The 21,938-nt window shown below is 69.0% G+C and carries 20 protein-coding genes, 1 pseudogene and 1 other annotated feature; of the genes and pseudogenes, 14 read left to right on the top strand and 7 right to left on the bottom strand.

Annotated elements, in window-relative coordinates:
* Nucleotides 1-33: 33 nt before the first annotated feature.
* From KGD83_RS16350 to KGD83_RS16330, 5 genes are read left to right on the top strand one after another with little or no spacing between them, the layout of a single operon-like run.
* Nucleotides 34-1,374, top strand: coding sequence for an alkaline phosphatase family protein (locus KGD83_RS16350; RefSeq protein ID WP_212640020.1), 1,341 nt, complete (start codon nt 34-36; stop codon nt 1,372-1,374).
* 35 nt (nt 1,375-1,409) lie between these two features.
* Nucleotides 1,410-2,795 (top strand): alkaline phosphatase family protein, encoded by a 1,386-nt coding sequence (locus KGD83_RS16345; RefSeq protein WP_212640019.1) that lies wholly within the window; start codon nt 1,410-1,412, stop codon nt 2,793-2,795.
* Complete coding sequence (locus tag KGD83_RS16340; protein WP_212640018.1) at nt 2,792-4,630, top strand: B12-binding domain-containing radical SAM protein; 1,839 nt, start codon at nt 2,792-2,794, stop codon at nt 4,628-4,630. Before KGD83_RS16345 ends, KGD83_RS16340 begins: the two co-directional genes overlap by 4 nt.
* Entirely contained in the window at nt 4,617-5,417 is an 801-nt protein-coding gene (locus KGD83_RS16335) for a DUF4346 domain-containing protein (protein ID WP_212640017.1), read from the top strand. Before KGD83_RS16340 ends, KGD83_RS16335 begins: the two co-directional genes overlap by 14 nt.
* Nucleotides 5,414-5,647 (top strand): hypothetical protein, encoded by a 234-nt coding sequence (locus KGD83_RS16330; RefSeq protein WP_212640016.1) that lies wholly within the window; start codon nt 5,414-5,416, stop codon nt 5,645-5,647. Before KGD83_RS16335 ends, KGD83_RS16330 begins: the two co-directional genes overlap by 4 nt.
* 11 nt (nt 5,648-5,658) lie before the next feature.
* Here KGD83_RS16330 and KGD83_RS16325 read toward each other — a convergent pair whose 3' ends face one another.
* Nucleotides 5,659-6,165: a hypothetical protein gene (locus KGD83_RS16325; RefSeq protein WP_212640015.1), complete on the bottom strand. Its 507-nt coding sequence runs from the start codon at nt 6,163-6,165 to the stop codon at nt 5,659-5,661.
* Nucleotides 6,166-6,261: 96 nt separating this feature from the next.
* Between KGD83_RS16325 and KGD83_RS16320 the strand changes: the two genes are divergently transcribed.
* From KGD83_RS16320 to KGD83_RS16310, 3 genes are all read left to right on the top strand, one after another.
* Entirely contained in the window at nt 6,262-7,653 is a 1,392-nt protein-coding gene (locus KGD83_RS16320; RefSeq protein WP_212640014.1) for an alkaline phosphatase family protein, read from the top strand.
* A 38-nt stretch (nt 7,654-7,691) separates the two neighbouring features.
* Nucleotides 7,692-9,281: an MFS transporter gene (locus KGD83_RS16315; protein WP_212640013.1), complete on the top strand. Its 1,590-nt coding sequence runs from the start codon at nt 7,692-7,694 to the stop codon at nt 9,279-9,281.
* A gap of 243 nt (nt 9,282-9,524) precedes the next feature.
* Nucleotides 9,525-11,207: a carbamoyltransferase family protein gene (locus KGD83_RS16310; RefSeq protein WP_212640012.1), complete on the top strand. Its 1,683-nt coding sequence runs from the start codon at nt 9,525-9,527 to the stop codon at nt 11,205-11,207.
* 29 nt (nt 11,208-11,236) lie between these two features.
* On the opposite strand, the gene KGD83_RS16305 is transcribed toward KGD83_RS16310, so the two are convergent.
* Together KGD83_RS16305 and KGD83_RS29295 are read right to left on the bottom strand one after the other, a co-directional pair.
* Nucleotides 11,237-12,280: a ParB/RepB/Spo0J family partition protein gene (locus KGD83_RS16305; protein WP_212640011.1), complete on the bottom strand. Its 1,044-nt coding sequence runs from the start codon at nt 12,278-12,280 to the stop codon at nt 11,237-11,239.
* 401 nt (nt 12,281-12,681) lie between these two features.
* A pseudogene (locus tag KGD83_RS29295) lies at nt 12,682-13,581 on the bottom strand (IS30 family transposase); the annotation flags it as partial.
* Between the two features lie 77 nt (nt 13,582-13,658).
* On the opposite strand from KGD83_RS29295, the gene KGD83_RS16290 reads away from it, so the two are divergent.
* Entirely contained in the window at nt 13,659-14,300 is a 642-nt protein-coding gene (locus KGD83_RS16290) for a transposase family protein (protein WP_212640008.1), read from the top strand.
* Here the strand turns inward: KGD83_RS16290 and KGD83_RS16285 are convergent.
* Nucleotides 14,262-15,496, bottom strand: a protein-coding gene (locus KGD83_RS16285; protein ID WP_249351898.1) for an IS3 family transposase whose coding sequence is annotated in 2 segments (ribosomal slippage) — nt 14,262-15,217 and nt 15,217-15,496 — 1,236 coding nt in all. Because the reading frame shifts where the segments join, the coding sequence is not laid out codon by codon here. The two genes, KGD83_RS16290 and KGD83_RS16285, sit on opposite strands and share 39 nt — an antisense overlap.
* Nucleotides 15,105-15,218: a sequence feature (AL1L pseudoknot), on the bottom strand. Its footprint overlaps the gene before it by 114 nt.
* A gap of 88 nt (nt 15,497-15,584) precedes the next feature.
* Here KGD83_RS16285 and KGD83_RS16280 point away from each other — a divergent pair.
* The 3 genes from KGD83_RS16280 to KGD83_RS16270 all read left to right on the top strand — a co-directional run bounded on the left by KGD83_RS16280 (nt 15,585) and on the right by KGD83_RS16270 (nt 18,373).
* Nucleotides 15,585-15,887, top strand: a complete 303-nt coding sequence (locus tag KGD83_RS16280; protein WP_212640007.1) for a hypothetical protein — start codon at nt 15,585-15,587, stop codon at nt 15,885-15,887.
* Nucleotides 15,888-15,943: 56 nt separating this feature from the next.
* Nucleotides 15,944-17,605 (top strand): RHS repeat-associated core domain-containing protein, encoded by a 1,662-nt coding sequence (locus KGD83_RS16275; RefSeq protein ID WP_249351897.1) that lies wholly within the window; start codon nt 15,944-15,946, stop codon nt 17,603-17,605.
* Nucleotides 17,606-18,028: 423 nt separating this feature from the next.
* Nucleotides 18,029-18,373, top strand: a complete 345-nt coding sequence (locus KGD83_RS16270; RefSeq protein ID WP_249351896.1) for an RHS repeat-associated core domain-containing protein — start codon at nt 18,029-18,031, stop codon at nt 18,371-18,373.
* Nucleotides 18,374-18,823: 450 nt separating this feature from the next.
* On the opposite strand, the gene KGD83_RS16265 is transcribed toward KGD83_RS16270, so the two are convergent.
* Entirely contained in the window at nt 18,824-18,976 is a 153-nt protein-coding gene (locus KGD83_RS16265; protein WP_157983434.1) for a hypothetical protein, read from the bottom strand.
* A gap of 43 nt (nt 18,977-19,019) precedes the next feature.
* Here KGD83_RS16265 and KGD83_RS16260 point away from each other — a divergent pair, with 43 nt between their 5' ends.
* Together KGD83_RS16260 and KGD83_RS16255 are read left to right on the top strand one after the other, a co-directional pair.
* Nucleotides 19,020-19,310 carry a hypothetical protein gene (locus KGD83_RS16260; RefSeq protein WP_157983433.1) on the top strand — a complete coding sequence of 97 codons (291 nt, stop codon included), beginning with the start codon at nt 19,020-19,022 and terminating at the stop codon, nt 19,308-19,310.
* Nucleotides 19,307-20,317 (top strand): D-alanine--D-alanine ligase family protein, encoded by a 1,011-nt coding sequence (locus tag KGD83_RS16255; protein ID WP_212640006.1) that lies wholly within the window; start codon nt 19,307-19,309, stop codon nt 20,315-20,317. Before KGD83_RS16260 ends, KGD83_RS16255 begins: the two co-directional genes overlap by 4 nt.
* 107 nt (nt 20,318-20,424) lie before the next feature.
* Here KGD83_RS16255 and KGD83_RS16250 read toward each other — a convergent pair whose 3' ends face one another.
* Together KGD83_RS16250 and KGD83_RS16245 are read right to left on the bottom strand one after the other, a co-directional pair.
* On the bottom strand, nt 20,425-20,730 hold the full coding sequence (locus KGD83_RS16250) for a transposase (RefSeq protein WP_212640005.1): 306 nt from the start codon (nt 20,728-20,730) through the stop codon (nt 20,425-20,427).
* 780 nt (nt 20,731-21,510) lie between these two features.
* Nucleotides 21,511-21,732, bottom strand: a complete 222-nt coding sequence (locus KGD83_RS16245) for a hypothetical protein (protein WP_212640004.1) — start codon at nt 21,730-21,732, stop codon at nt 21,511-21,513.
* Nucleotides 21,733-21,938 lie beyond the last annotated feature (206 nt).

Genomic DNA, 21,938 nt, shown 5'->3' with positions numbered 1-21,938 from the left:
GACCGGCAGGAGCGCGAGCGACGAGGAGGAGCAGTGCCGAGTGATCGACGCGCGATCGTGGTGGTCACCGAGGGCGCCACACCCCGACTGTTGGACCGATGGTGCGCCGAGGGCCGGCTGCCGGCCTTCGCACGCCTGCGGACCCTCGGGGCGGGGGGAGCGCTGCGGGCCGACGGTGTCCCCTACGAACCACCGGGCCTGCTGAGCCTGCTCACCGGGGCGCGCCCCGGCGACCACGGGTTCCACTCCTACTGGTCGTGCCACAGCCCCGACTACCGTCCGGCGGTGCTGGGTTCCCGGGAACGGCGGCTGCCGCTGCTCTGGCAGCGCCCGGAGTTCGCCGACCTGCGCTTCGCCTCCGTGGGACTGTTCGGCACCCACCCCGCCGAACCGTTCGACGGCTGGCTGATCACCTACCCCATGCGCCCCACACTGCGCGGCTGCCACCCCCGCGAACTCCAACGCGAATTGGACCGGGAGGGCATCCGCCCGGTGCACGACGTGTCGGTGTGGTGGGACGGGGGACCCCGCGCCTCCGTGCTCCAACGTCTGTTGGAGGCCGACCGGCGACGCGCCGCCGCCGCCGAGCACCTGCACGACCGGGGTGCCGACGTCACCGTGGTCAACCTGACGGCCATCGACCGAACCTCGCACATCTTCTGGCAGGAACTCGAACGCGAGGACGCCGACCCCTCCCACAGCGCCGTGTTCGATGCCTACAAGACCGCCGACGACGTGCTCGGACGCATGCTCCGCCGACTCGACGGCCGCACCACCCTCATCGCCTTCTCCGAGATCGGGTTCGGTCCCGTGCGCTCGTACTGCTCGATCAACGACGCGCTGGCCTCGGCCGGGCTCCTGACCCACGACGCCGACGGACGCGTGGACTTCGGGGCGAGCCGGGCCTTCGAGGCGGTCCAGGGCACCCACGGCGTCAACGTCAACCTCACCGGCCGCTACGAGCGGGGCACGGTCTCCCCCGACGACTACGAGACCGCGCGCAAGGACGTCGCCGAAGCTCTGCTCGGCGCGATCAACCCCCGCACCGGCCTGCCCCTGGTCCGTTCGGTGTCCCCCCGCGAGGAGGTCTACCCGGGGTCCGCCACCGAACTCGCCCCCGACCTGGTCCTGGAACCCCACGACTGGCGCTACCTGCCCCTGGGCGACCCGAGCTGGGCCCACCACGTCCACCGCACCTGGCAGAGCGGCTGGCACCGACCCGACTCCTACTGGGCCGCCCTCGGTCCGGACACCGGGACCGCCCTTCCCGGTGCCGCGCCCGCCCGGCCGGTGGACATGGCCGCCACACTGGCCGCGGCCCTGGGCCGCGAGGTCCCGCCGTGGTGCTCGGGGAGGGCCCTCATCACCTGCTGAGCACCCACCACCGGTCGACCCCAGGAAGGAATCCGATGAACCGGGCCCTAGCCGTCGGCCTCGACGGCATGACCCTCGACCTGCTGCACCGGCTCGCCGCCGGGGGCGTGATGCCCACCGCCGCCGCACTGCTGGAGAGCGGCCCGTGCGCGGAACTGGTGGCGCCCCTGCCGGAGATCAGCTCGACGAGCTGGGCGTCGTTCCTGACCGGGGTCAACCCGGCCCGGCACGGTGTGTTCGGGTTCGTGGACCTGCTCCCCGGCGGGTACGACACGTTCTACGCCGACGCGCGCACCCTCGCCGCCCCCACGATGTGGGAGGTCGCGGCACGGGCGGGACTGCGCACCGCCTGCCTCAACGTGCCGGGCACCTACCCGGCGCCGATCCTCCACGGCGCACTTGTGTCGGGCTTCGTCGCCCCGCGCCTGTCCCGCGCGGTGTTCCCGCCACGACTCGCCGACACCCTCTCCGCGCTCGACTACGAACTCGACATGGAGATCGGCGACGTCGCCGCCGACCCGCACGCCTTCCTGGCCCGCGCGGTGCGCGCGCTGCGCGCCCGCGTCCGCGGGTTCGAGGCCGTGCTGGGCCGCGACGGCGCGGAACCCGACTGGGACCTGGGCGTGGCCGTAATCACCGAGACCGACCGCGTGCAGCACTTCCTGTGGGGCCCGCTCGACGACCCCGGCCATCCGCTGCACGACGCCGTCGTCGACTTCTACCGCGAGGTCGACGCAGCCCTCGCACGGCTGGTCGCCCTCGTCGACGACGAGGACGCGCTCTTCCTCGTCAGCGACCACGGTTTCGGGCCGGCGACCTGCCAGTTCGCCCTCAACGGATGGTTGCGCGAGGGCGGTTGGCTGGCCCCGGCTCAGATCACCCCCCGGCTGACCGACCTCGACGCCCGCTCCCAGGCGTTCGCGCTGGACCCGGCACGGGTGTACCTGCACCGCAAGAGCCGCTTCCCATCCGGCTCCCTGAGCGACGAGGACGCCGACGCGGTACGCGACGAGATCGCCGACGAACTGCGCGCCCTGCGCCGCGACGGCACCCGGATCGGCCCCGACGTCGACGGACCGCCGGTGTTCGACGCCGTGGAGACCGCCGCTCAGGTCTACAGCGGCCCGCTGCTGGAACGCGGTGCCGACCTGCTGGCCACGCCCGCCCTCGGGGTCCAGCCCCGGGGCACGTGGGCGCCCGCGGCGACGGTCGGCACCGACGTGTTCACCGGCACGCACACGCGGGGCAACGCGATCTTCCACGCCCGCGGCGCGGACCGGGACCGCTTCCCGGCCCGGGTGGACATGACCGACGTGGCCCCGACCCTTCTCGGCGCACTGGGCGTGGACGCCCCCGACATGGACGGCCGCGCCGCCGACACCGGCCGGCGCGCGCAGCGGACCACTGGAGGTACGGCATGAGCCCCACCGACATCCCCATCACCCCGGTGCGCAGGGAGAAGCCGGGGGCGTTCTCCATCGAGATCGACCCGGAGATCACCGACCCCGCCTCCGTGCGGACCAGCTTCCTCATCCTGCTCGACGGCGACCTGGTGATGTCCCCCGAACACCTGGGCGTGGCCTTCATGGCGAGCGTGCTGCGCGAGGCGGGTTTCACCTGCGAGATCCGCGAGGTGCGACACGGCCTCGACGAGGAGCGCACCATCGCCGAACTCGTCGAGTACGACCCGGCGCTGGTGTGCTTCACCCTGATGAGCCTCAACGTCGTCAGCGCCGCCGCGCTCTCCGAACGCCTCGCCGAGGCGCTCCCGGACGCGGTGATCGCCTGCGGCGGCCCGGCCGGCACCTTCGCCGGGACCGAGGTGCTCCGCCGGATCCCGCACGCCGACGTCGTCGCCGTCGGGGAGGGCGAACCCACCATCCTCGACCTCGTGCAACGCATCGCGCTCGGGGACGACCTCTCCGACTGCCCCGGCATCTGCTACCGCGACGCCCGGGGCAGACCGCGCCAGAACCCGACCCGGCCGCTGGTCCACGACCTCGACGCGCTCCCGCACCCGGCCCGCGACCAACTCGTCTCCCACGGCAACGAGCTGGAGTACGTGCGGGTGAGCACCAGCCGCGGCTGCGTGGCCCGCTGCACGTTCTGCGCGGCCCCGCACACCAACAACCGGGTCCAACAGGGCAAGGCGTGGCGGGGACGCAGCCCGGAGCGGGTGGTGGACGAGATCGTCCAACTGGTGCGCAACCACCGGTTCCGCACCTTCGACTTCATCGACTCCACGTTCGAGGACCCCGACGGCGGCCGTCTGGGCAAGGAACGGGTCCGCAGGATCGCCCAGGGCATCCTCGACGAGGGACTGGACATCTACTTCAACGTCTGCATGCGGGCGGAGAACTGGAAGGACACCCCGGAGGACCACGCGCTGCTGGACCTGCTGGTGCGCGCCGGCCTGGAGAAGGCCAACGTCGGCATCGAGTCCGGCGTCCCCGAGGAGCTGCTGCTCTGGGAGAAGAAGGCGACGGTGCAGGACAACGTCACCGTGATCCGGATGCTGGAACAGCACGGGATCTACCTCGCGATGGGCTTCATCCCGTTCCACCCCTACGCGACGGTCGAGACGATCCTGGAGAACGCGGAGTTCCTGCGGCACAACGCGGGCCACAACCTGCGCCGTATGACCGAGCGGCTGGAGATCTACCCGGGCACCAAGATCGTGCGGAGGATGACCGACGACGGCCTGCTCACCGACGCCTACCTGAACGAACTCGACCCCTACGGCTACACCTACCAGGACGAACGGGTGGAGGTGCTGGCCACCCACTTCGCCTCGCTCTACAACAACGACGACTACCACCGGCGCGGGGTGATCACCGAGCAGTCCTCGGTGTTCGAGTTCGAGACCTTCAACGTCGTCCTCCAAACGTTCATCTCCCGACTCCACCGACGCTTCCACCACGTGCCCGAGGCGATGGAGCGCATCGAGACGTTCAAGGAGAGGATCCGCGCGATCCGCCAGGAGATGTCGCAGCACAACGTCGACTTCTTCCGCAGCAACGTCGACGACGCGCTCTCCGGACGCCTCGACCACGACAAGCGGGCGGCCCAGGTGCTCGACGTCGAACGCTACTTCGACGCCCGGATCGACCAGATGAAGACCGAGCAACTGCGCCTCGGCAAACACCTGCACCGCATGGGCCTGCGCGTGGCGGAGATCAGCTCAACCCTGCCCGACCCCGCCCCCGGCGGGGCGCAGCGTTCCTACACGGGGGAGGGCGCCGGTGCCACCTGGTGACGGCGTCGCCGTCTGCACCCTGACCGACACCGGACTGGCCGACCGCCTCAGGGACCTGTCCGGGGTCGCGGTGGCCGCACCGCTGCGCACGGCCAACATCGGCATCGAACAGATCGTCCGCGCCGTGCTCGCCCGCCCCTCGCTCCGGGCGCTGCTGGTGTGCGGGGCGGACTCGCGCCTGTTCCGCCCGGGACAGAGCCTGATCGCCCTGCTGCGCCACGGCATCGACGGTGACGGCGGCCGCATCCGACGCGCCGAGGGCTACGACGCGCGCCTGCCGGGACTGGGCGTCGCCCAGGTGGAGCGCTTCCGGAACCAGTTGACCTGGCACGACGCGCGCGGCGTCGACGACGAGGGGGAACTCGCGGCGCGGGTGGCGGAACTGCGCGCCGCCGTCCGCCGGGCCCCGGCCCCGCCCGCCGGACCCGTCCCCGAACCGGTCGGGACCGCCGAACCGACGGAGCTGCGCCCGCGGGGCAGACGCCGCGACCTGTCGACCGCCCTCCAGGGGTTCGTGGTGATCACCGCCGACCACGCCGAGGGCGCCGTGCTCCTGCGCGTGTTCGACGCCGACCTCACACCGCGCTACCGCATGCGCGGCCGTCGCGCCGAATCGATGGTGCTCGGCCTGCTGGAGGCCGGAGTGATCACCGACCCGGCCCACACCGGCTACCTCGGCACCGAGCTGGGCAAGGCGGAGACCGCCCTGCGCTGCGGGCTGCGCTACGAGCAGGACCTGCCGCTGCGCCCGGCACGACACGACAGCCACGAAAGGACGCTCGCATGACCCCGACCGAGTTCCGGTCCGTGCTGTACGGCACGTTGGGGGTGACGGGAACCGAACTGGCGCCCGACGTCGCCCTGCGCGACCAACTCGTCGTCGAGTCCTCGCGGATGGTCGAACTGGCGATCCTCCTGGAGCAGGACCTCGGGGCCGACCTCGACGACGACGTCGACCTCGCGGCGCTCTCACCGACCGAGCTGCACCGGCTGGTCGAACCGGGGCCGACCGGATGACCGCCCGCCCGTCAGGGCAGCGAGAGGTCCTCGCGCACGCCCCGGGCCAGGTGCGGGTGGCACACCGCGGGCGGTTCCTGCCCGGCGGGCACCAGCCGCACCACCAGGTCACCGGCGTGCTCCCCGGCCGGAGCCCAGGAGGTCGCCCGCGCACGCTCCTCCTCGGACGCGTCCTCCGCCAGCACCACCGTCACCGGCCGGACGGGGGGCGCGACCGGGTCGGCCAAGACGCCCCCTGCCGAGGCGAGGAACACCCGCGACGGGGCGGGCCCGACCTCCGCGACCCGGGCCACCAGGCCGGGCGCCGCCGCCCCGGAGACGAACAGCGCCCACGGTCGGTCGGCCGGCCAGTCGGCGACGACGGACCCCGGGCCCGCCCCGTCGACAGCCTCCGGGACGGACACCGTGCGCACCTCGACCAGGGGGGAGAGCAGGTCACGCCAGCTCCGGGCCGACACCGACCCGTCCACCACCAGCACCAGACAAGCAGCGGCCCCGACCCTGTCCGGTCCCGTCACGACGGCACCCCTCCCCGGCTCTCATCACTATCCCGCGTCCGGTGGGCAGCCTACAGCGGGTACGCGACCCATCCCGAGGAAAGGAGAACGATCACGATGGCCACACCGCGCCGCGTCGCCGTCATCGGCCTGGACGGGGTCCCCCCGGAACTGCTCTTCGACAAGCACTCCGCGGACATGCCCACCCTCACCCGCCTGAAGGAGAAAGCGGTCTGGGGACCGATGCGCAGCATCGACCCCCCCATCACCATGCCCGCCTGGGCCTGCATGCTCTCGGGCGCCACCCCCGGCGAACTCGGGATCTACGGCTTCCGCGACCGGGCCGACCACGGTTACGGTCCGATGGAGTTCGCGACCGCGCGCAAGATCCGCCGCCCCCGCATCTGGGACCTGGTCTCCGCCGCGGGCGGCACCAGCATCGTGCTGGGCGTACCGGGCACGTATCCCACCACCCCCATCCTGGGGTCGATGGTGTCGTGCTTCATGGCCCCCTCCACCGACGCCCGGTTCACCCACCCGGTCGGTCTCGCCGACGAGCTCGCCGCCCTCACCGGCGGCTACCGGCTCGACGTGGCGAACTTCCGCTCCCCGGAGCCGGAACGGATCTCCCAGGAGATCTTCGACATGAGCGAGCAGCGCTTCGACGTGGCCCGACACCTCGCGACCACCCGGGAGTGGGACCTGCTCACCCTCGTGGACATGGGGCCGGACCGCCTCCACCACGCGTTCTGGAAGCACTGCGACCCCGAGCACCCCCGCCACGAGCCGGGCAACCGCCACGCCGACCTGTTCACGCAGTACTACCGTGCGCTCGACCGCCAGATCGCCGGACTCCTGGAGACCCTGCCCGAGGACACGGCGGTGATGGTCGTGTCCGACCACGGCGCACAACCCATGGTCGGCGGGTTCCGCGTCAACGAGTGGCTGCGCCGCGAGGGCCTGCTGGTGCTGCGGGAGGAACCGGACCACCGGATCCCCCTGGCGAAGGCATCGGTCGACTGGACCCGCACCGTCGCCTGGGCCGAGGGCGGCTACTACGGTCGCGTCTTCCTCAACGTCGAGGGCCGTGAGCCCACCGGCACGGTCCCGGCCGCCGAACACGAGGACACCGCGGACCGGATCGCCCGCATGCTGGAGGCGCTGACCGACGAGACCGGCGCGCCGATGCGCAACCGCGTCCTGCGCCCCCACGAGATCTACCCCGAGGTCAACGGGGTCGCGCCGGACCTGATGGTGTACTTCGGCGACCTGCGACGCCGTGCCCTGGCCACCCTCGGAGGCGGCGAGGACCTGCACACCACCGAGAACGACACCGGTCCGGACCACGCCAACCACGGGGACACCGGTGTGTTCCTGCTCGCCGGGACCGGTGCCTCCCCGGGCCCGCGTCCGGGCCTGTCCCTGTACGACGTAGCCCCTACTCTGGAGTCCCTGTTGGGCGTTGAGTCACCGGTCCGTCACAGCACATCGGCGGGTGTCCTGGCCTGAACAGGTCGTGACGCCCACCACCCCGAGGAGGAACGCCGATGGCCCACCCGGACCGATCCCTGACCCCCCGCCAACGATGGCTGGGACTCACGATCGTCCTCGCCGCCGTCCTGGTCGACCTCATCGACGTCGGCGTCGTCGTCATCGCGGCGCCCCACCTGGCCGCCGGCCTCGGGGCGACACCGGCCGAACTGCAGTGGATCGTGGCCGGCTACGCGCTGGCCTTCGGCGTGCTCCTCGTCCTCGGCGGGCGGCTAGGCGACATCCTGGGACGGCGGCGCACCTTCCTGGCCGGGACCGTGGTGTTCACCGTCGCCTCGGCGGCGTGCGCCCTCGCCCCGGACACCACGACGCTCATCGCGGCACGCGCCGCGGCCGGCCTCGGGGCGGCGCTCATGGTCCCCCAGGTGCTCTCCATCATCCAGACCACCTTCACCGAGAGCGAGCGCCCGCGGGCGTTCGGGGCCTACGGGGCCGTGGTCGCGGTCGGCGCCGGGCTCGCCCCGCCCATCGGCGGGCTGCTGCTCGAACTCGGTCCCGAAGAGCTGTCGTGGCGGATCCTGTTCCTGATCAACGTCCCGATCGGCGTCCTGGCCGTCCTCGGCGGCGCCCGGTACCTGGAGGAGTCGCGCACCGACGACCGTCCGGGCCTGGACCTCGCCGGGACGGTCACGGTCGGCGCCGCACTGCTCCTGGTGCTGTTCCCGCTCGTCACCCTGGGGCACGGGAGCGTCTCACCGTTCGCGCTGGTCGGCGGACTGGCCGGTCTGGCCCTGCTGGCGCTCTTCGTCCGCACCCAGCGCCGCAGGGAGGAGCGGGGCCGCCCGGTGCTGGTGCCCATGACGGTGTTCCGGCGTCCCGAACCCGCCGTCGGCCTCGTCGCCGTCGTCATGGTCTGGTCCGGGATGAGCGCCTACACCCTCGTGCTCACCCTTCAGCTCCAGGACGGGCACGGACTGTCCCCCCTGGCCACTGGCCTGGTCCTGATGGCCTGGCCGATCGGGGTGGGCCTGTCGGCCAACTCGGCCTCCCTGCCCGCCCTCCTCGCCCGCATCGACGGCCGACAGGTCCTTCTCGGGACCGCGCTCCTCACGGCCGGCATGGCCCTGCTGGTCGCCTCGCTGGGCCACGCCCTCGCCACCGGCGGCGCCCTCGGCGGCACCGGCGACATCACCCTGCGCCTGGTGCCCGGCCTCTTCGTCAGCGGCCTCGGCATGGGCCTGTTCGCCCCCGGCATCACCCAGAAGATGATGTCTTGGGCTCCCGAGGAGGCCGTGGGCGGCGTGTCGGGCACCGTGAACGCCGTCATCCAGATCGCCGGCTCGCTCGGCACGGTCGTGGCCGGTTCCCTGTTCTTCCTCGCCCTGCCGCAAGGGGGGACCGGCACGCACTCCCCGGCGGCGGCCGACAGCGCCGGCCTGGTGGCGCTGCTCTACCCGCTCGGCGGGTTCCTCGTCGCCGGCCTCGTCGCGGTGGCGCTGCACCGCCGCGAGCACCACCGGCCCCGCCCCGAGGACCCCGACCGGCCGTCCCCGCCCCCTGAGGGAAGGCGGGGCCGGTCGGGGAGCGCGTCGGCGGCCCCCGGACGGCGACCGCGTCGCCGCGGCCCCTCCCCGGACAGCGGCTGAACGGATGGGCGGGCGGCTCCGGAACGGCACACCGGTCGGGGACACGGCGGTCACGGCGGGACGTCCCCGCCCCGGCCTCGCCGGGGCGGGCCCCGACCCGGCGAACGCCGCCGCAGCCCGAGGACACCACAGACCACCGGCCGCGCCCCGGACCCACCCCTGCGGCGCCGGGGCCGCCCCCGGACCCACCGACGCCACGCCACACGCCCCTTCGGTGGCTGGCCCCACAGAGAGGATGGCTCCATGTCCCGCCCGAACCACCGTCCCACCGTGCTCGGCCTCGGCGGCTCCGGCCACGACTGGTCCGCCGCGGCGATGGACCCCACGCGCATCGTCGCGATCGACGAGGAACGCCTCACCCGCAAGAAGTACGGTGTCGGCTCCGACCTGCTCGCCGGCCTCAGCCGACGCGCCGTCACCGCCCAGCTCGGCACGACCCCCGAGGAAGTCGACCTCGCGGTCGCCTGTGACCTGGTGCCCCCCGCCTTCACCTTCCCGGTCCGCCGCAAGCTGACCGTGATCGACCACCACCTCGCCCACGCCTACAGCACCTTCGCCGGCTCCGGGTTCGACCGGGCCGCGGTCCTGGTCAGCGACAACTCCGGGAGCCTCGTCTCCGGGACCCGTGAGGGGGACGGCCCCCGCGCCGCCGAGACGATCAGCGGGTACGTCGGGGACCAGGACGGCCTGCACCTGGTGACGCGCGTCTCGGGCGAGCACCGCCTCGACGGCTCGGCCGGCGGCTACTACCAGCCCGGCAGCACCGACAACTCGCTCGGACACTTCTACCGCTCGGTGAGCATCGCTTGCGGTCTGGCCTACCGGGGACCGACCGGCACGCACGAGGTCAGCGAGGACGGCAAGACGATGGGGCTGGCCTCCTACGGTGACCAGCGCTTCGTGGACGACCTCGCAGCCCTCGTCGACCTCGGCCCCGGAGGGGAGGTCCGCATCGACGCCGACGCCGTCGACCGCACGTGCGCCGCACTCGTCGCCGGAGGCGACTTCGACACCCGCGCAGCCCTGGCCCACGCCGCGCAGGAGGTCCTGGAACGGGCCATGGTGCACGTCGTCCGGGACCTGCACGCCCGTACCGGCGCCCGCGACCTGTGCCTGGCCGGGGGCACGGCGCTCAACAGCGTCGCCAACGGACGGATCCTGAGGGAGACGCCCTTCGAGCGTCTGTTCGTGGTCCCGGCCGCCGGCGACAACGGCATCAGCCTCGGTGCCGCCTATTACGGCCTGCACGTCGGGTCGGGGGTGCCGATGCGCGAACTGCCCCGCCTCACCGACGCCTACCTCGGTCCCGACCACGGGCACACGGCCGCCGAGACCGCCATCGCCGAGAGCGGCCTCCCGTGCGCGCGCCCCGACGACCTGCCCGGCTCGGTCGCCGGTCTGCTCGCCGAGGGCCGCACCGTCGGCTGGTTCGACGGACGCTCCGAGTTCGGGCCGCGGGCCCTGGGCCACCGCAGTATCCTGTCCGCGCCCTACCCGGCTGCGGTCCGCGACCACCTCAACGACAACGTGAAGTACCGCGAGTGGTTCCGTCCCTACGCGCCGGTCGTGCGCGAGGAGCGCGCCTCGGAGTACTTCGACGTGGAAGCCCCCACCCCGTACATGCTCGTTGTCGCCGGCGTCCGCCGACCGGACGCGGTGCCGGCGGTGACGCACGTGGACGGCACCGCCCGATTGCAGACCCTGGCCCGCGGCACCAACCCGACGCTCCACGACCTGCTGGGGGAGTTCGAAGTCCGCACCGGGTGTCCGGTGCTGCTCAACACCTCGTTCAACGTGGCGGGGGAGCCGATCGTGGAGACACCGGAGGAGGCCGTCGCCGCCTTCGCGCGCATGAACCTCGACCACCTCGTCGTCGACGGACGCCACCTGCTCTCGCGGAGCAGCACGCGGATGGCCACCGCCTGACCCGCGCCCGGTCCCTCGGGCCGGGCGCCTCAGCCGCCCTTCCGGTCGAGGCGCTCGATCTCGCGGGCGAACTCCGCCCAGGACCGCGCCGAGAGCCGGGCGATCTCGGCCATCGCCTCGGCCTGGTGCGCCGGTACGTGGGGGAGGAAGGAGCGCCACCCGTCGTCGGGTATCGCCCCGTGGGTGAACCAGCGCAGCACACGGCGGCCCTGTTCGTTGAAGCGCAGCGCCGGGTCCCGACACAGCGCCTCCAGGAGCGCCCGGGGCGTGCGGTCGGGGGAGGCCGGCGCGGGCGGCGCACCGGGACGGGTGGCGGGCCCGGTCGGTCCTTCCCCCGTGGGCGTCCCGGCCGGGCCCGCGGCCCCGCCGTCAGCCGCCTCCTCGACGGGGCCGGGAGACCGCGTCGGGCCCAGGGCGCGGCGCTGGCGCGGGGGCACGGGGTGATCACCGCGCTGTAGCCGTTTGCGCACGTCGTGCGCGGTTCCCAGGGAGACCCCGGCGTGGGTGGCGACCGTGCGCAGCGGCACGTCGGGGTTGCTCTGGATCATTTTGTGGGCCCGGATCCGGCCCTCTGCGGCGGTCGACGGACGCACCCGACCGTCACGACCCCGGCGACCCCCCTCTCCGTCACCGGCCGTCCCGGACGCCCGCAGCGACCGCACCGTCCCGTCGGAGAGGCCGGTGATGCGCGCGATGGCACGGTTGGAGTACGAGGGGTGGCTCGCGATCAGCCGCGCGGCGGCGGTCTTGCGGTCGGTGAGCGACAGCGGCAGGCCGTGCTCGACGTTCTGCCTGATCGCCTCGACGAACGCCTCCGCCTCGGACCCGTCGAAGAAGCGGGCCCGGATCGTCGTGGCGCCGTTGAGGAGGGCGGCCCGGACGCGGTGGCAGCCGTCGATGACCCGCATGGACGGGTGGTGGACGAGGATCGGCGGCAGTTCGGCCGCGATCCCGGCGAGCAGTCGGACGTGTTCGTCGTCGACGTTGCTCCGAGCGGACTGGACCACCACCACATCCGCTATGTCCACCGTCTCGGTGGTGTCGATGTCGAAAGAACCCTCTTGAGCGACCACGGAACCACCCGATCCCAGGAGTTGGTGCTACGTCATCGCTAAAGGATTTTAAGCGTTTGGTTCACGTATGTCACCCCTGTAGGATATTGATAAAAAAAGAACATGCCGACATGCTTTTGCGTTCATATGGTCGACGATGTGACGTTATTTCGTTCATATAACGACGATTTTGCAACCGTATCCCGTGCCGTTGTGCGGGACGGTGTCCCGGGGCGACGGAGCCCCGGCGCCATGCGCCGCCGGAGGGCCGGCCCCGTCCGCGCGGGGTCCGCGCACGTGGGCCGTGTCGGCGCGGGGGGAGGTCCGCCACCGCCCCTCGGTCGACGACGTCCGGGGGCGGAAAGGGCTTCGGCGGATCGGTCGGTACGCGTTTTTCCGGGGCGGCGCGTGAATCGGTGGTGTCAATTCGTTGAAGCGACACCCTCCTCGTCTGCGCTCCCACCTTCGAGTAGAAGCTTGTGGAATACCTCCTGGGGTGTGTAGAACCCCAGGCACGCCCGAGGGCGGGTGTTGATCTCCTCGGCGATCGCGGTCAAGTACGGCTGATGCCGGACGATGTCGGTGCCCTCGAGCAGGTACTCCCGGATCAACCGGTTGGTGTTCTCGTTCGTGGACCGCTGCCAGGGGCCGTGCGCATCGGCGAAGAACACCGGCAGGTCGGTGGCCACTGTCAGAGCCGCGTGACGGCTCATCTCCGTTCCCTGGTCCCACGTCAGCGGTTTGCGCACCAACTCCGGCGACCCCGACACGTGATCAACGAACACATCGGCCACATGACCTGCTGCCCGCCCCTGGGGAAGGGCCAGGAGCACCGTGAACCGGCTCTAGCGATCGACCAGGGTGATCACCGCGCTCCTGCCCTCCTTGCCCACCACGCGATCGCCTTCCCGGTGTCCAGGGACTCGGCGTCCCAGAGCTTCCTCGGGGCGCTCGCGGATGGAGCGCATGCCCACGATTCGCCCACCGGACAGGCCGTTCTTGCGACGAGGGCGGCGTGTGGTGCGCTTGGAGGGCAGCATGACGCCGATTCGGGCCAGTTCGCCCTTGGTCAGGGCGTAGGTCCAGGCATAGAGCGATTCGTGGCCGATGCGGACACCGCCGGTGGGGATCGAGCCTTCCATGGGCTCCACACTGGTGCGCTCGGCCTCCAGCTTCAACCGGCCCGCTACCTGGCGGGGTGTGTGTCCCCGTCCCAGGTCGGCCAGGACCCGCTGGCGGATCACCGGGTCGGTGTCCATCACGCGGTGTTGGGGGAGGGCCCTACATTCGCGGGCCCGTTTGTGGGCGGTGGTGGTCCGGTGTCTCGTACCGGGTTCTTTACGAGTTGGTGCGTGATAGCGGGTGAGGCTTAGTCGGAGGACCGTGGCATGCTCTGGCCGTGGCGATCAACCTCAACCGCGCAGTCCTGACCCGTCCCTGGTTCACCGGCGTCTCCCGTCACCACCTGGCCGCGCTCGGCGAAGAGCTGGCCCACCCCTGGGAGGCAGCGGTTGAAGACCACCGGGACCAGGTCCGGGGCGGGGCGAGGAAACGGGCCGCCGGGGCGGATGCCCGGCACCGGTTGGTCTGCGTGGACCGTCTTGTGGCCACCCTGATCCACCTGCGCCATGACCTGCCGCACGCCGTCCTGGGCCTGCTGTTCGGGGTCGACCACTCCACCATGACCCGTGCCATCGGCCAGATCCGCCACCTGCTGGCCGAGCGCGGATGCGCGGTCCCGAACCGCCCGGGAGTACGGCTGCGCACCCTGGAGGACGTGTTCGCCTACGCCCACGCCGAGGGTGTGGAACTGCGGCTGGACGCCACCGAGGTCCAGGTCCGTCGGCCACGCGCGGGGCGGGGCGGCCGACGGGCGTTCGTCTCGGGCAAGAAGAAGCAGAACACGATGAAGGCCACCGTCGTGGCCGACCACCACGGGCGCACGTTGTGGACCGACGCCATGCGACCGGGGCGGACGCACGATGCCTGTTTCGTGCCTGGTTTATTGGAGGCTCGGAACCAACGCTTCGTCCTCTGTTGACCCGGCCCGCTGCCCGTAGAAGCCGTCTTCGAACTCGGCCGGCGGGACCAAGCCGATCTCGCCGTGCAGACGGCGGTGGTTGAACCAGTCCACGTACTCGGCCACCGCGATCTCCACTTCGTCCAGGTTCCTCCACGGGCCCCGGTTGCGGATCAGCTCGGCCTTGAACAACGAGTGGAACGCCTCGGCCAGAGCGTTGTCATAGGAGTCGCCGGTGGTGCCGACCGAGGCCACCGCTCCCGCCTCGGCCAGGCGCTGGGTGTAGCGCACCGCCAGATACTGCACTCCGCGGTCGGAGTGGTGAACCAAGCCGTCGATGCGTCGGCCGACATGGGACCGGTTCCACACCGCCATCTCCAACGCGTCCAGGGCCAGGTCGGTGCGCAAGGACTTCGACACCTGCCAGCCCACGACGCGGCGGGAGAACACATCGATCACGAACGCGGCGTAGACCCACCCGGCGAAGGTGCGGATGTAGGTGATGTCGGCGACCCACAACCGGTTCGGAGCGTCCGCGGTGAACGCCCTCTCGACCAGGTCCGGCCTGGTGTCCGGGCCCGGGGCCGGGGTGGTGGTGCGCGGGCTCTTGCCGCGGGTGATGCCCCGCAAACCGGCTTGGCGCATCAGCCGGTGAACGGTGCAGCGGGCCACCCGGTGGCCTTGGCGGTTGAGTTCGGCGTGGACCTTGCGCACCCCGTAGACGGCGTAGTTGTCGGTGTGCACCTGCCGGATCTTGGCGGTGGTGGTCTCATCGGTGCGCGAACGCAGCGACGGGGCTCGGCTCTTGGCCGCGTAGTAGGTGGACGGGGCGATCTGCAACACCTGACAGATCGGCTCGACCCCGAACTCCTGCCGGTACAGGTCGATGTAGGCGACTACCTGGTGTGTGGGCGGTCGAGCTCCGCCGCGAAGAAAGCCGACGCTGACTTCAGGATCGCGTTCGCCCGGCGCAGTTCCCGCACCTCGCGTTCGAGCTCGGCGATCTTGTGGGCCTGGTCGGTGGTGGTGCCGGGCCGGGTCCCCTGGTCGATCTCGGCCTGGGTGACCCAGTTGCGCAGCGTTTCGCGGTTGATGCCCAACTGGTCGGCCACTCGGGCGATGGCCCCGTCGCGGGTGGTCGGGTTGCGGCGGGCGTCCACGGCCATCCGGATCGCTCGTTCGCGCAGCTCAGGCGGGTACTTCCTCGGTGCTGGCATGACTCTCATCCTTCCCAGGTTTGAGAGCCTCCATCACACCCGGCACGAAACAGCCACCGCGGCTCGCACCGAGGGCATCGACGCGTGTTTGCGGCACTTCCCCGAGGTGGAGGTGCTGCTCGACGACGGGTACCTCGGACTACGACGTGGCCACCCGGGGAAGGCCATCACTCCGCCGCGCAAGCCGAACCGGAGTGCCCTGCCCGAGTTCCACGAGCGGTGGAAGCACCACCGCCACGCGCATTCGGCGGATCGGATCACCGTCGAGCGCGCCCTGGCCGACCACAAGCGCTGGAAGCAGTTGATGCGATGGACGCACCGGCGGGAGAACCTCCCGGCCACTTACCGGGCCATCGCCGGGTTGGTCTCCGACCGCACCGCGAACACCTGACCGGCACCACGAGCGGGGCCACCATGCCTCACCCGCTATCACGCACCAACTCGTTAGTGGAGCAGGTCACCGACGCAGGCGGCAACACGACCGACTACTCCTACGACCGCGCCGGGAACATGACGGCGATGGGCGAGCCGGGGCCGATGGGCACCACCGAATACGGCTACGACGCGCTGTCACGGGTCACGGAGGTGACCGACGGCAACGGTGTGACCTTGGAATACGGCTACGACCGCCTCGACCGGATCGTGTCCATCTCCCAGGGCGGCGACCTGCTCCAGGCCATCGCCTACGACGGCAACGGCCGCCAGATCACGACGCACACCGACCAGGCCAGCGTGGAGCACTCCTACAACGGCCGCGGCGACCTGCTCGAAACCGTGCGCACCGACTCGGCCGGGAGCGAGAGGACCACCTACGCCTACGACGCCGCGGGCAACGTCACCGAGATGGTCGAACACGGCCACAGCACGACCTACGGCTACGACGCCGCGTTCCGGCTCACCTCGCTCACTGACCACACCGGGGCCGAGACCACCTTCACCAACGACGCCAACAACCGCCGCACCAGCATCACCCACCCCGACGGAGCCATGGAGGAGCGCACCTACGACGACTCCGGGCGCCTGACGTCCATCACCACCACCGGAGCCGCCGACCAGGCTCTGGTGGAGGCCGTCTACTCCTACGACAAGGACGGCGCCGACAGCGGCCAGCTCCAGTCGCGCACCATCGGCGGTGAGACCGAGACCTTCACCTACGACGGCCTGGACCGGCTCACCGGCGACGGCACCACCGATTACACCTACGACGACGTCGGCAACCTGCTCAGTGCCGGGAATGAGGAGTTCGCCTACAACGACGCCGACCAGCCCACCAGCGCTCGCGGGGCCCAGGTGGGCCACGACGAGGCCGGGAACATGACCTCGCGGGGTGAGTACGTCTACGAGTACTCGGTGACCAACCAGACGCTGCGCTCCAACGACGGTGAGGGCGAACTGGCCTCGTGGCTGAGCTACGACACCACCGACCAGACCCAGATGCGCGGCGTCACCGACGTGCACGAGGGCACCCGGGTGGAGCGGCAGCTGTCGAACACCGCGCTGGGCGTCACCAACATCGCTTCTGAGGGCGAGCGCACCAGCTTCGTGCGCGACCCCAACGGTGAACTGATTTCCATGGTGGCCTGGGACGGTGATGAGCGGTTCCACTACACCCTCGACCAGCAGAACACCGTGCTGGCGCTGACGGCCGAGGGTTCGCAGGCCCAGTCCCCGGACGTGGTCTACGACTACAGCCCCTACGGTGAGCGCACCTCTGAGAGCCTGGAGGGGACCGAGGCGGCGGTGTTGAGCCCGTTCGGGTTCACCGGCGCCTACCAGTTCCAGGACGGCACGGTGCATCTGAACCACCGCTTCCACAGCACGTTCACGATGGGCTTCACCCAGCCGGACCCGTCCCGGCAGGAGTTGAACAACTACGCCTACGCCCAGTGCGACCCCATCAACAACACTGACCCCACCGGGCTCAATTCTTGCAACGAAGCGATCAATGGTTTCATCCTGGGGCTTATCGTCACGGGGCTTTCGTTTCCCTTTCCCGCCACCCCGATGGGGTTTGTCGCTGCGATTGGATCCGGGCTCATCGTGATCAGTCAAGTGCAGGCAATCGATCGGGCATGCGGCGGTCGAATCTCGGCTAGCATGACAACCTAGTATGGTTTCTGCCTCCACCTCTCTTCGGGGAAGTGGAGGCAGAAGCTCCTCTACAAAGGAAGGATGATGTGAAGAAAGAACGAATGCGGAATATTTATCTCGCCTTTGTGGCATTGGCAATACTTGTTCTGTTTTTTATAATAAACTTTAGACAGAGTGGCAATGTCTGGGGGGCTACTTTGGTCACCCTTGGACTATTGGTGGTAATGTCTGTGTCTGGCCTGATATTCTGGGCTGTGCGTGGGGCAATTAGAAAGAATAGAGAATAATGTAATATTCTAATTTTCTGGAACCTGATTTCTCATGTGTGCTGGCGTTGACAGTCGAGGGTTCGGAGACTGATTCCCCCGGACGTGGTCTACGACTACAGCCCCTACGGCGAGCGCACCTCTGAGAGCCTGGGAGGGGACCGGGGCGGCGGCGTTGAGCCCGTTCGGGTTCACCGGCGCCTACCAGTTCCAGGACGGCACGGTGCACCTGAACCACCGCTTCCACAACACGTTCACGCTGGGCTTCACCCAGCCCGACCCGTCCCGGCAGGAACTCAACAACTACAACTACGCCCAGTGCGACCCCATCAACAACACCGACCCCACCGGGCTCCTTACTGACTGCCAGTTGGCATGGTTGGGGTTCGCTGGCAGTGCTGTGGGCATCGTCGTAACAGCTTCCGGAACAGTTGTATCAGGGGGTGCTGCCGTAGGAGGGGTAGTAGCTTCAGGCATAGGTATCGGTACCTCGCTTGAATCTGCTGACCGAGCATGCTGATTCAAAGCGCTTCTGGAACTTGCGATATCCTTAGAAATTAATCAGTAAGGAAAGGCGAGGGGTGCGATGTCGAAATCTCCAGCGGCAGCTAAATCGGGAGCCTTCTGTTTGATAATGATGCTCGTGTTTCTGGCCACGTCGCTCTCTCTGGGTGGCTTGAGCATTGAAGAGGCGTCGGGAGACCTGTTGCACATGACATCGGTTTCGCTTTTTTTCCTAATGGTCGCGGCAACAGTAGCCTCCAGTCTTCGATTCTTGCTACTGGCAAGTCGGAAAAAGAAGTAGATACCCCGCGGTCATAAGTGCTAAATTGAATAGTAATGAACGCGCTAGAATGATCCCCCCTGTCTTTATTTAAGCAGGGAGGGTCATTCCTTTGGAGCTCCCACAGATGCGGACGGCGTTCGCCGCGGCGGTAGCCGCGCGCATACCAGTATGAGGTGCCTGAACTCAGACCCGTTGACTGTCAGCGAGCTGCTGGAGCAGCCGTTCATTATTCACTCGATCAACAACTGCGGGCATGTTGGAATCGCAACTCTGGCTGATCACCTGAACCTCAAATCCGAGCACATACAGAAAATCATTCGCGTTGAGCACTGCCACCTATCGAAGTTCGTGGGCGGGTCGGCGAACTGCTAAGCTCGGCGTGAGTTCAACACGGCACGGTTTCCTTGCTGCGGTCGCCCATGATTTGCAAGTATTCGCTGGAGCAGGACCGTGGCGCGGTCTCGTGATCATGGGCAGTTGCTCGGTGTCGCCCAGCGACTCTTTCTTCCTGGAAGGCAGTCCGTGGGCCGACGAAGCAGCTGTTCTAGCCGACGCCAAGGCCGGGGCTTTGCTGTCTGACCTCGTGGACCCTCGCGCCTCGGCGGCGGGCGATCTCATCGTCGACAGCGTCGATAAATTACGCATAATTCTGTCGAAGGGGCACTCATGAATATTGCCGTCCTGTTCGGAGGGGCCAGTGAAGAGCGAGAGGTGTCGATCGCTTCTGCGTCAAAAGTGGTAAGAGCGCTTCGGGATAAGGGGCACAATGTAACCGCCATAGATAGCGCGACCGGGCGTCTGACATCCGCACAGGATCGCGAGCTGACCGCGCTCTCCGGGGTGCGTGAACAGCCGACCGAAAGCAGCCTCCTGTCCCTTCGCTCACGCTCGAACGCGATAGCGTTCGGGAACGCAATTGGGGAGTTCGATGTCGTGTTCATTGCGTTGCACGGAGGTTCGGGCGAGGACGGTCACGTACAGGCTCTGCTTGAGCTCCTGGGTGTGCCATTCACGGGCTCATCGAGTATCTCCAGCGGGCTGGCGATGGACAAGGATATCTCTAAGCGTCTCGCGGAGCAGGGTGGAGTTCGAACACCGAGCTGGCTCATGAACGAGACGCACTTCCCGACCGTCGCGGCCTCACTGGGCCTCCCGGTAATCGTGAAGCCAAACACCCAGGGTTCCAGCGTCGGCCTGCAGATCGTGCGGGAAGAAAAAGGCTTCTCGTCGGCGATCGCGAACGCGGCTCGGTACGGCGAGGTCATGATCGAAACGTATGTTGCCGGCCGGGAGTTCACAGTCAGCGTCCTGGATGACACTCCGCTCCCAGCAGGAGAGATCATCACGGATAGTGGACGGCTCTTCGACTACGAGTCGAAGTACCAGGCGGCGGGGGCTGCTGAAGTCTTCCCGGCACAGATTAGCGCAGACCTGGCTGCTGAGCTGCAGGCGTCAGCGTTGAAAATCCATCGTTTGTTCAAACTCGACGGATACAGCCGCAGCGACTTCCTCGTAGACGACGAAGGTGTTGTCTGGTTCATGGAAGTCAACACGCTCCCGGGACTTACATCTCAGAGCCTCTTGCCGAAGGCGTTGGATCCCGCCGGAATTTCTTTCGGTGACTTTTGCGACCGTATCGTTGAGCTTGCACTGCTGAAGGCCGGTGACTTCGGGTGATGGTGCCCGATTCGACCCAGACGGCTCGCGAGGCCAAGCCCACGATCACGTTTTCGTGTCAGTTACGGTAATGACCCACCCGCGTGAGCGGCGCCCTTGAAGGTGATTCACGCCGGGACGTCAGCGGTCTTGGTCGTGCGGGTTTCGCGGCGGCCATGGCCCGTGTCGCGCATCGTGCGCGCGGGCACGTACTTCCAGGGCAGGTCCTTGGGCTGGGCGTACAGGTGCTTGTTGTTGGCCTTGACGGTCAAGACGTAGTGGGAGTCCCCGGCGCGGATCGTGGCCGCGGTGTCGGCCTGGGTGTGCACCGCGTCGAGGGTGACGATGGCACCGTCGATGTCGATGACCTGGAGCAGGTGGTCTTGGCGTGAGACGGGTTCGACGGTGAGAGCACTGGGGCTGGACGATGGCATACGCGGGCGTGTTCCTCGGACGGATGGCGGCGTGAAGGACTTCCATCCAACCGGGTCGGACACGCCCGCACCGCTGCCCGACTTTGCCGGAGCCCTGGGTCCAGGGCTGATGCCATCAGGTTATGGCGCGGAATGTCCCATGGGGTGAGGGGTTTCGGTTGGAGCAGCCATATACGGTCGGTGGGGCGACGGGGCGTGTCCAGGGATGTAGCGTTGCGCGGCGGGGCCAGAGTGGCTGTGGGGCGCTGGCGGGCGGACACGGGCGACCCTGGGCACGGCTCACAGGGTCACGGGACGGCAAAGTGCTCCGCGAGGTGGGCCTCCACCTGTACTGGACCCTGCACTGGGGAGCACACGGGGAGCATTTCAGGCCCGGATCCGGGCCGCACGCCTCGCCTGTTCGACTCACGCACCCCTTCTGAACTGGGGTTTTGTGGCGCACCCGGCAGGATTCGAACCTGCGACCATCGGATTAGAAGTTCGCTGGTTTCGTGCCGCCACGTGTCGCTTCGTGCCGCTCCGTCCCCCACCATCCGATCAGCCATGCCGTCGGGTGCCGTGTAGTGACGCCCAGTGTCGCCCCAGTCCAGAACTGCGGAGCACGAACGGAGCACACACCGGCCCCTGGCGGCGTCCGATGGCACCTCGCGAGGTCCTCGTGAGAACGCTACTCCCGCGTCAGAGAAGCCGGTCTCGGTTGTTTTCGGCTTCGATACGAACCAGGGCGACGAACCGCTCGCGGATCTCCTGATCGTAGGCCTCCCAGTCTTCCTGGTCCATTTAATCGTTGTCCGGGTCGGTCTCGGGAAGTTCTATCGGCCCGCCGAAGGTCTCATCGAGTGGGCCTGCGTGTTCGTGGAAGAGCGTTGCACATCCTTCGATCCCGGAGAGGAGGTCCTCCAACAGATCCGGGGCGGGCCGTACCGGGTCCAGCGTGATGGTGCGGATCGAGGCCAGCAGCGCATGCCGCAGACTGGGGTCATCGCTGTGGCGCTGCGCCATCTCCTCGGGTGGGTCTCGGTCTCAACAGCCGTAGGCTTTCAGAACGCGGATGGGTGTGTAATGCTGGGGTTCTGCTCCAAGCGGTTCGGGCTGTACCCGGACTGACACGGGCCAACGGCAACGCGGCGGGCACGTACCTCGGCCGACACGCCTCTTCAGACTTTTCCTCCCTCCATGGGCGTGCTTGTGTGCGCCTGTGTGGCCTA

It is taken from the genome of Nocardiopsis akebiae (genome assembly GCF_018316795.1).
In the GTDB taxonomy this organism is placed as follows: domain Bacteria; phylum Actinomycetota; class Actinomycetes; order Streptosporangiales; family Streptosporangiaceae; genus Nocardiopsis; species Nocardiopsis dassonvillei.
The sequence above is the reverse complement of the archived record's forward strand: the minus strand, read 5'-3'. Positions and strand labels throughout refer to the sequence as shown.

Excerpts from the sequence above, each read along its gene's own strand:
- KGD83_RS16345 (WP_212640019.1), top strand. The coding sequence starts at position 1,410 with ATGAACCGGGCCCTAGCCGTCGGCCTCGACGGCATGACCCTCGACCTG.
- KGD83_RS16340 (WP_212640018.1), top strand. The coding sequence starts at position 2,792 with ATGAGCCCCACCGACATCCCCATCACCCCGGTGCGCAGGGAGAAGCCG.
- KGD83_RS16330 (WP_212640016.1), top strand. The coding sequence starts at position 5,414 with ATGACCCCGACCGAGTTCCGGTCCGTGCTGTACGGCACGTTGGGGGTG.
- KGD83_RS16320 (WP_212640014.1), top strand. The coding sequence starts at position 6,262 with ATGGCCACACCGCGCCGCGTCGCCGTCATCGGCCTGGACGGGGTCCCC.
- KGD83_RS16315 (WP_212640013.1), top strand. The coding sequence starts at position 7,692 with ATGGCCCACCCGGACCGATCCCTGACCCCCCGCCAACGATGGCTGGGA.
- KGD83_RS16310 (WP_212640012.1), top strand. The coding sequence starts at position 9,525 with ATGTCCCGCCCGAACCACCGTCCCACCGTGCTCGGCCTCGGCGGCTCC.
- KGD83_RS16255 (WP_212640006.1), top strand. The coding sequence starts at position 19,307 with ATGAATATTGCCGTCCTGTTCGGAGGGGCCAGTGAAGAGCGAGAGGTG.
- KGD83_RS16250 (WP_212640005.1), bottom strand. The coding sequence starts at position 20,730 with ATGCCATCGTCCAGCCCCAGTGCTCTCACCGTCGAACCCGTCTCACGC.
- KGD83_RS16245 (WP_212640004.1), bottom strand. The coding sequence starts at position 21,732 with ATGGCGCAGCGCCACAGCGATGACCCCAGTCTGCGGCATGCGCTGCTG.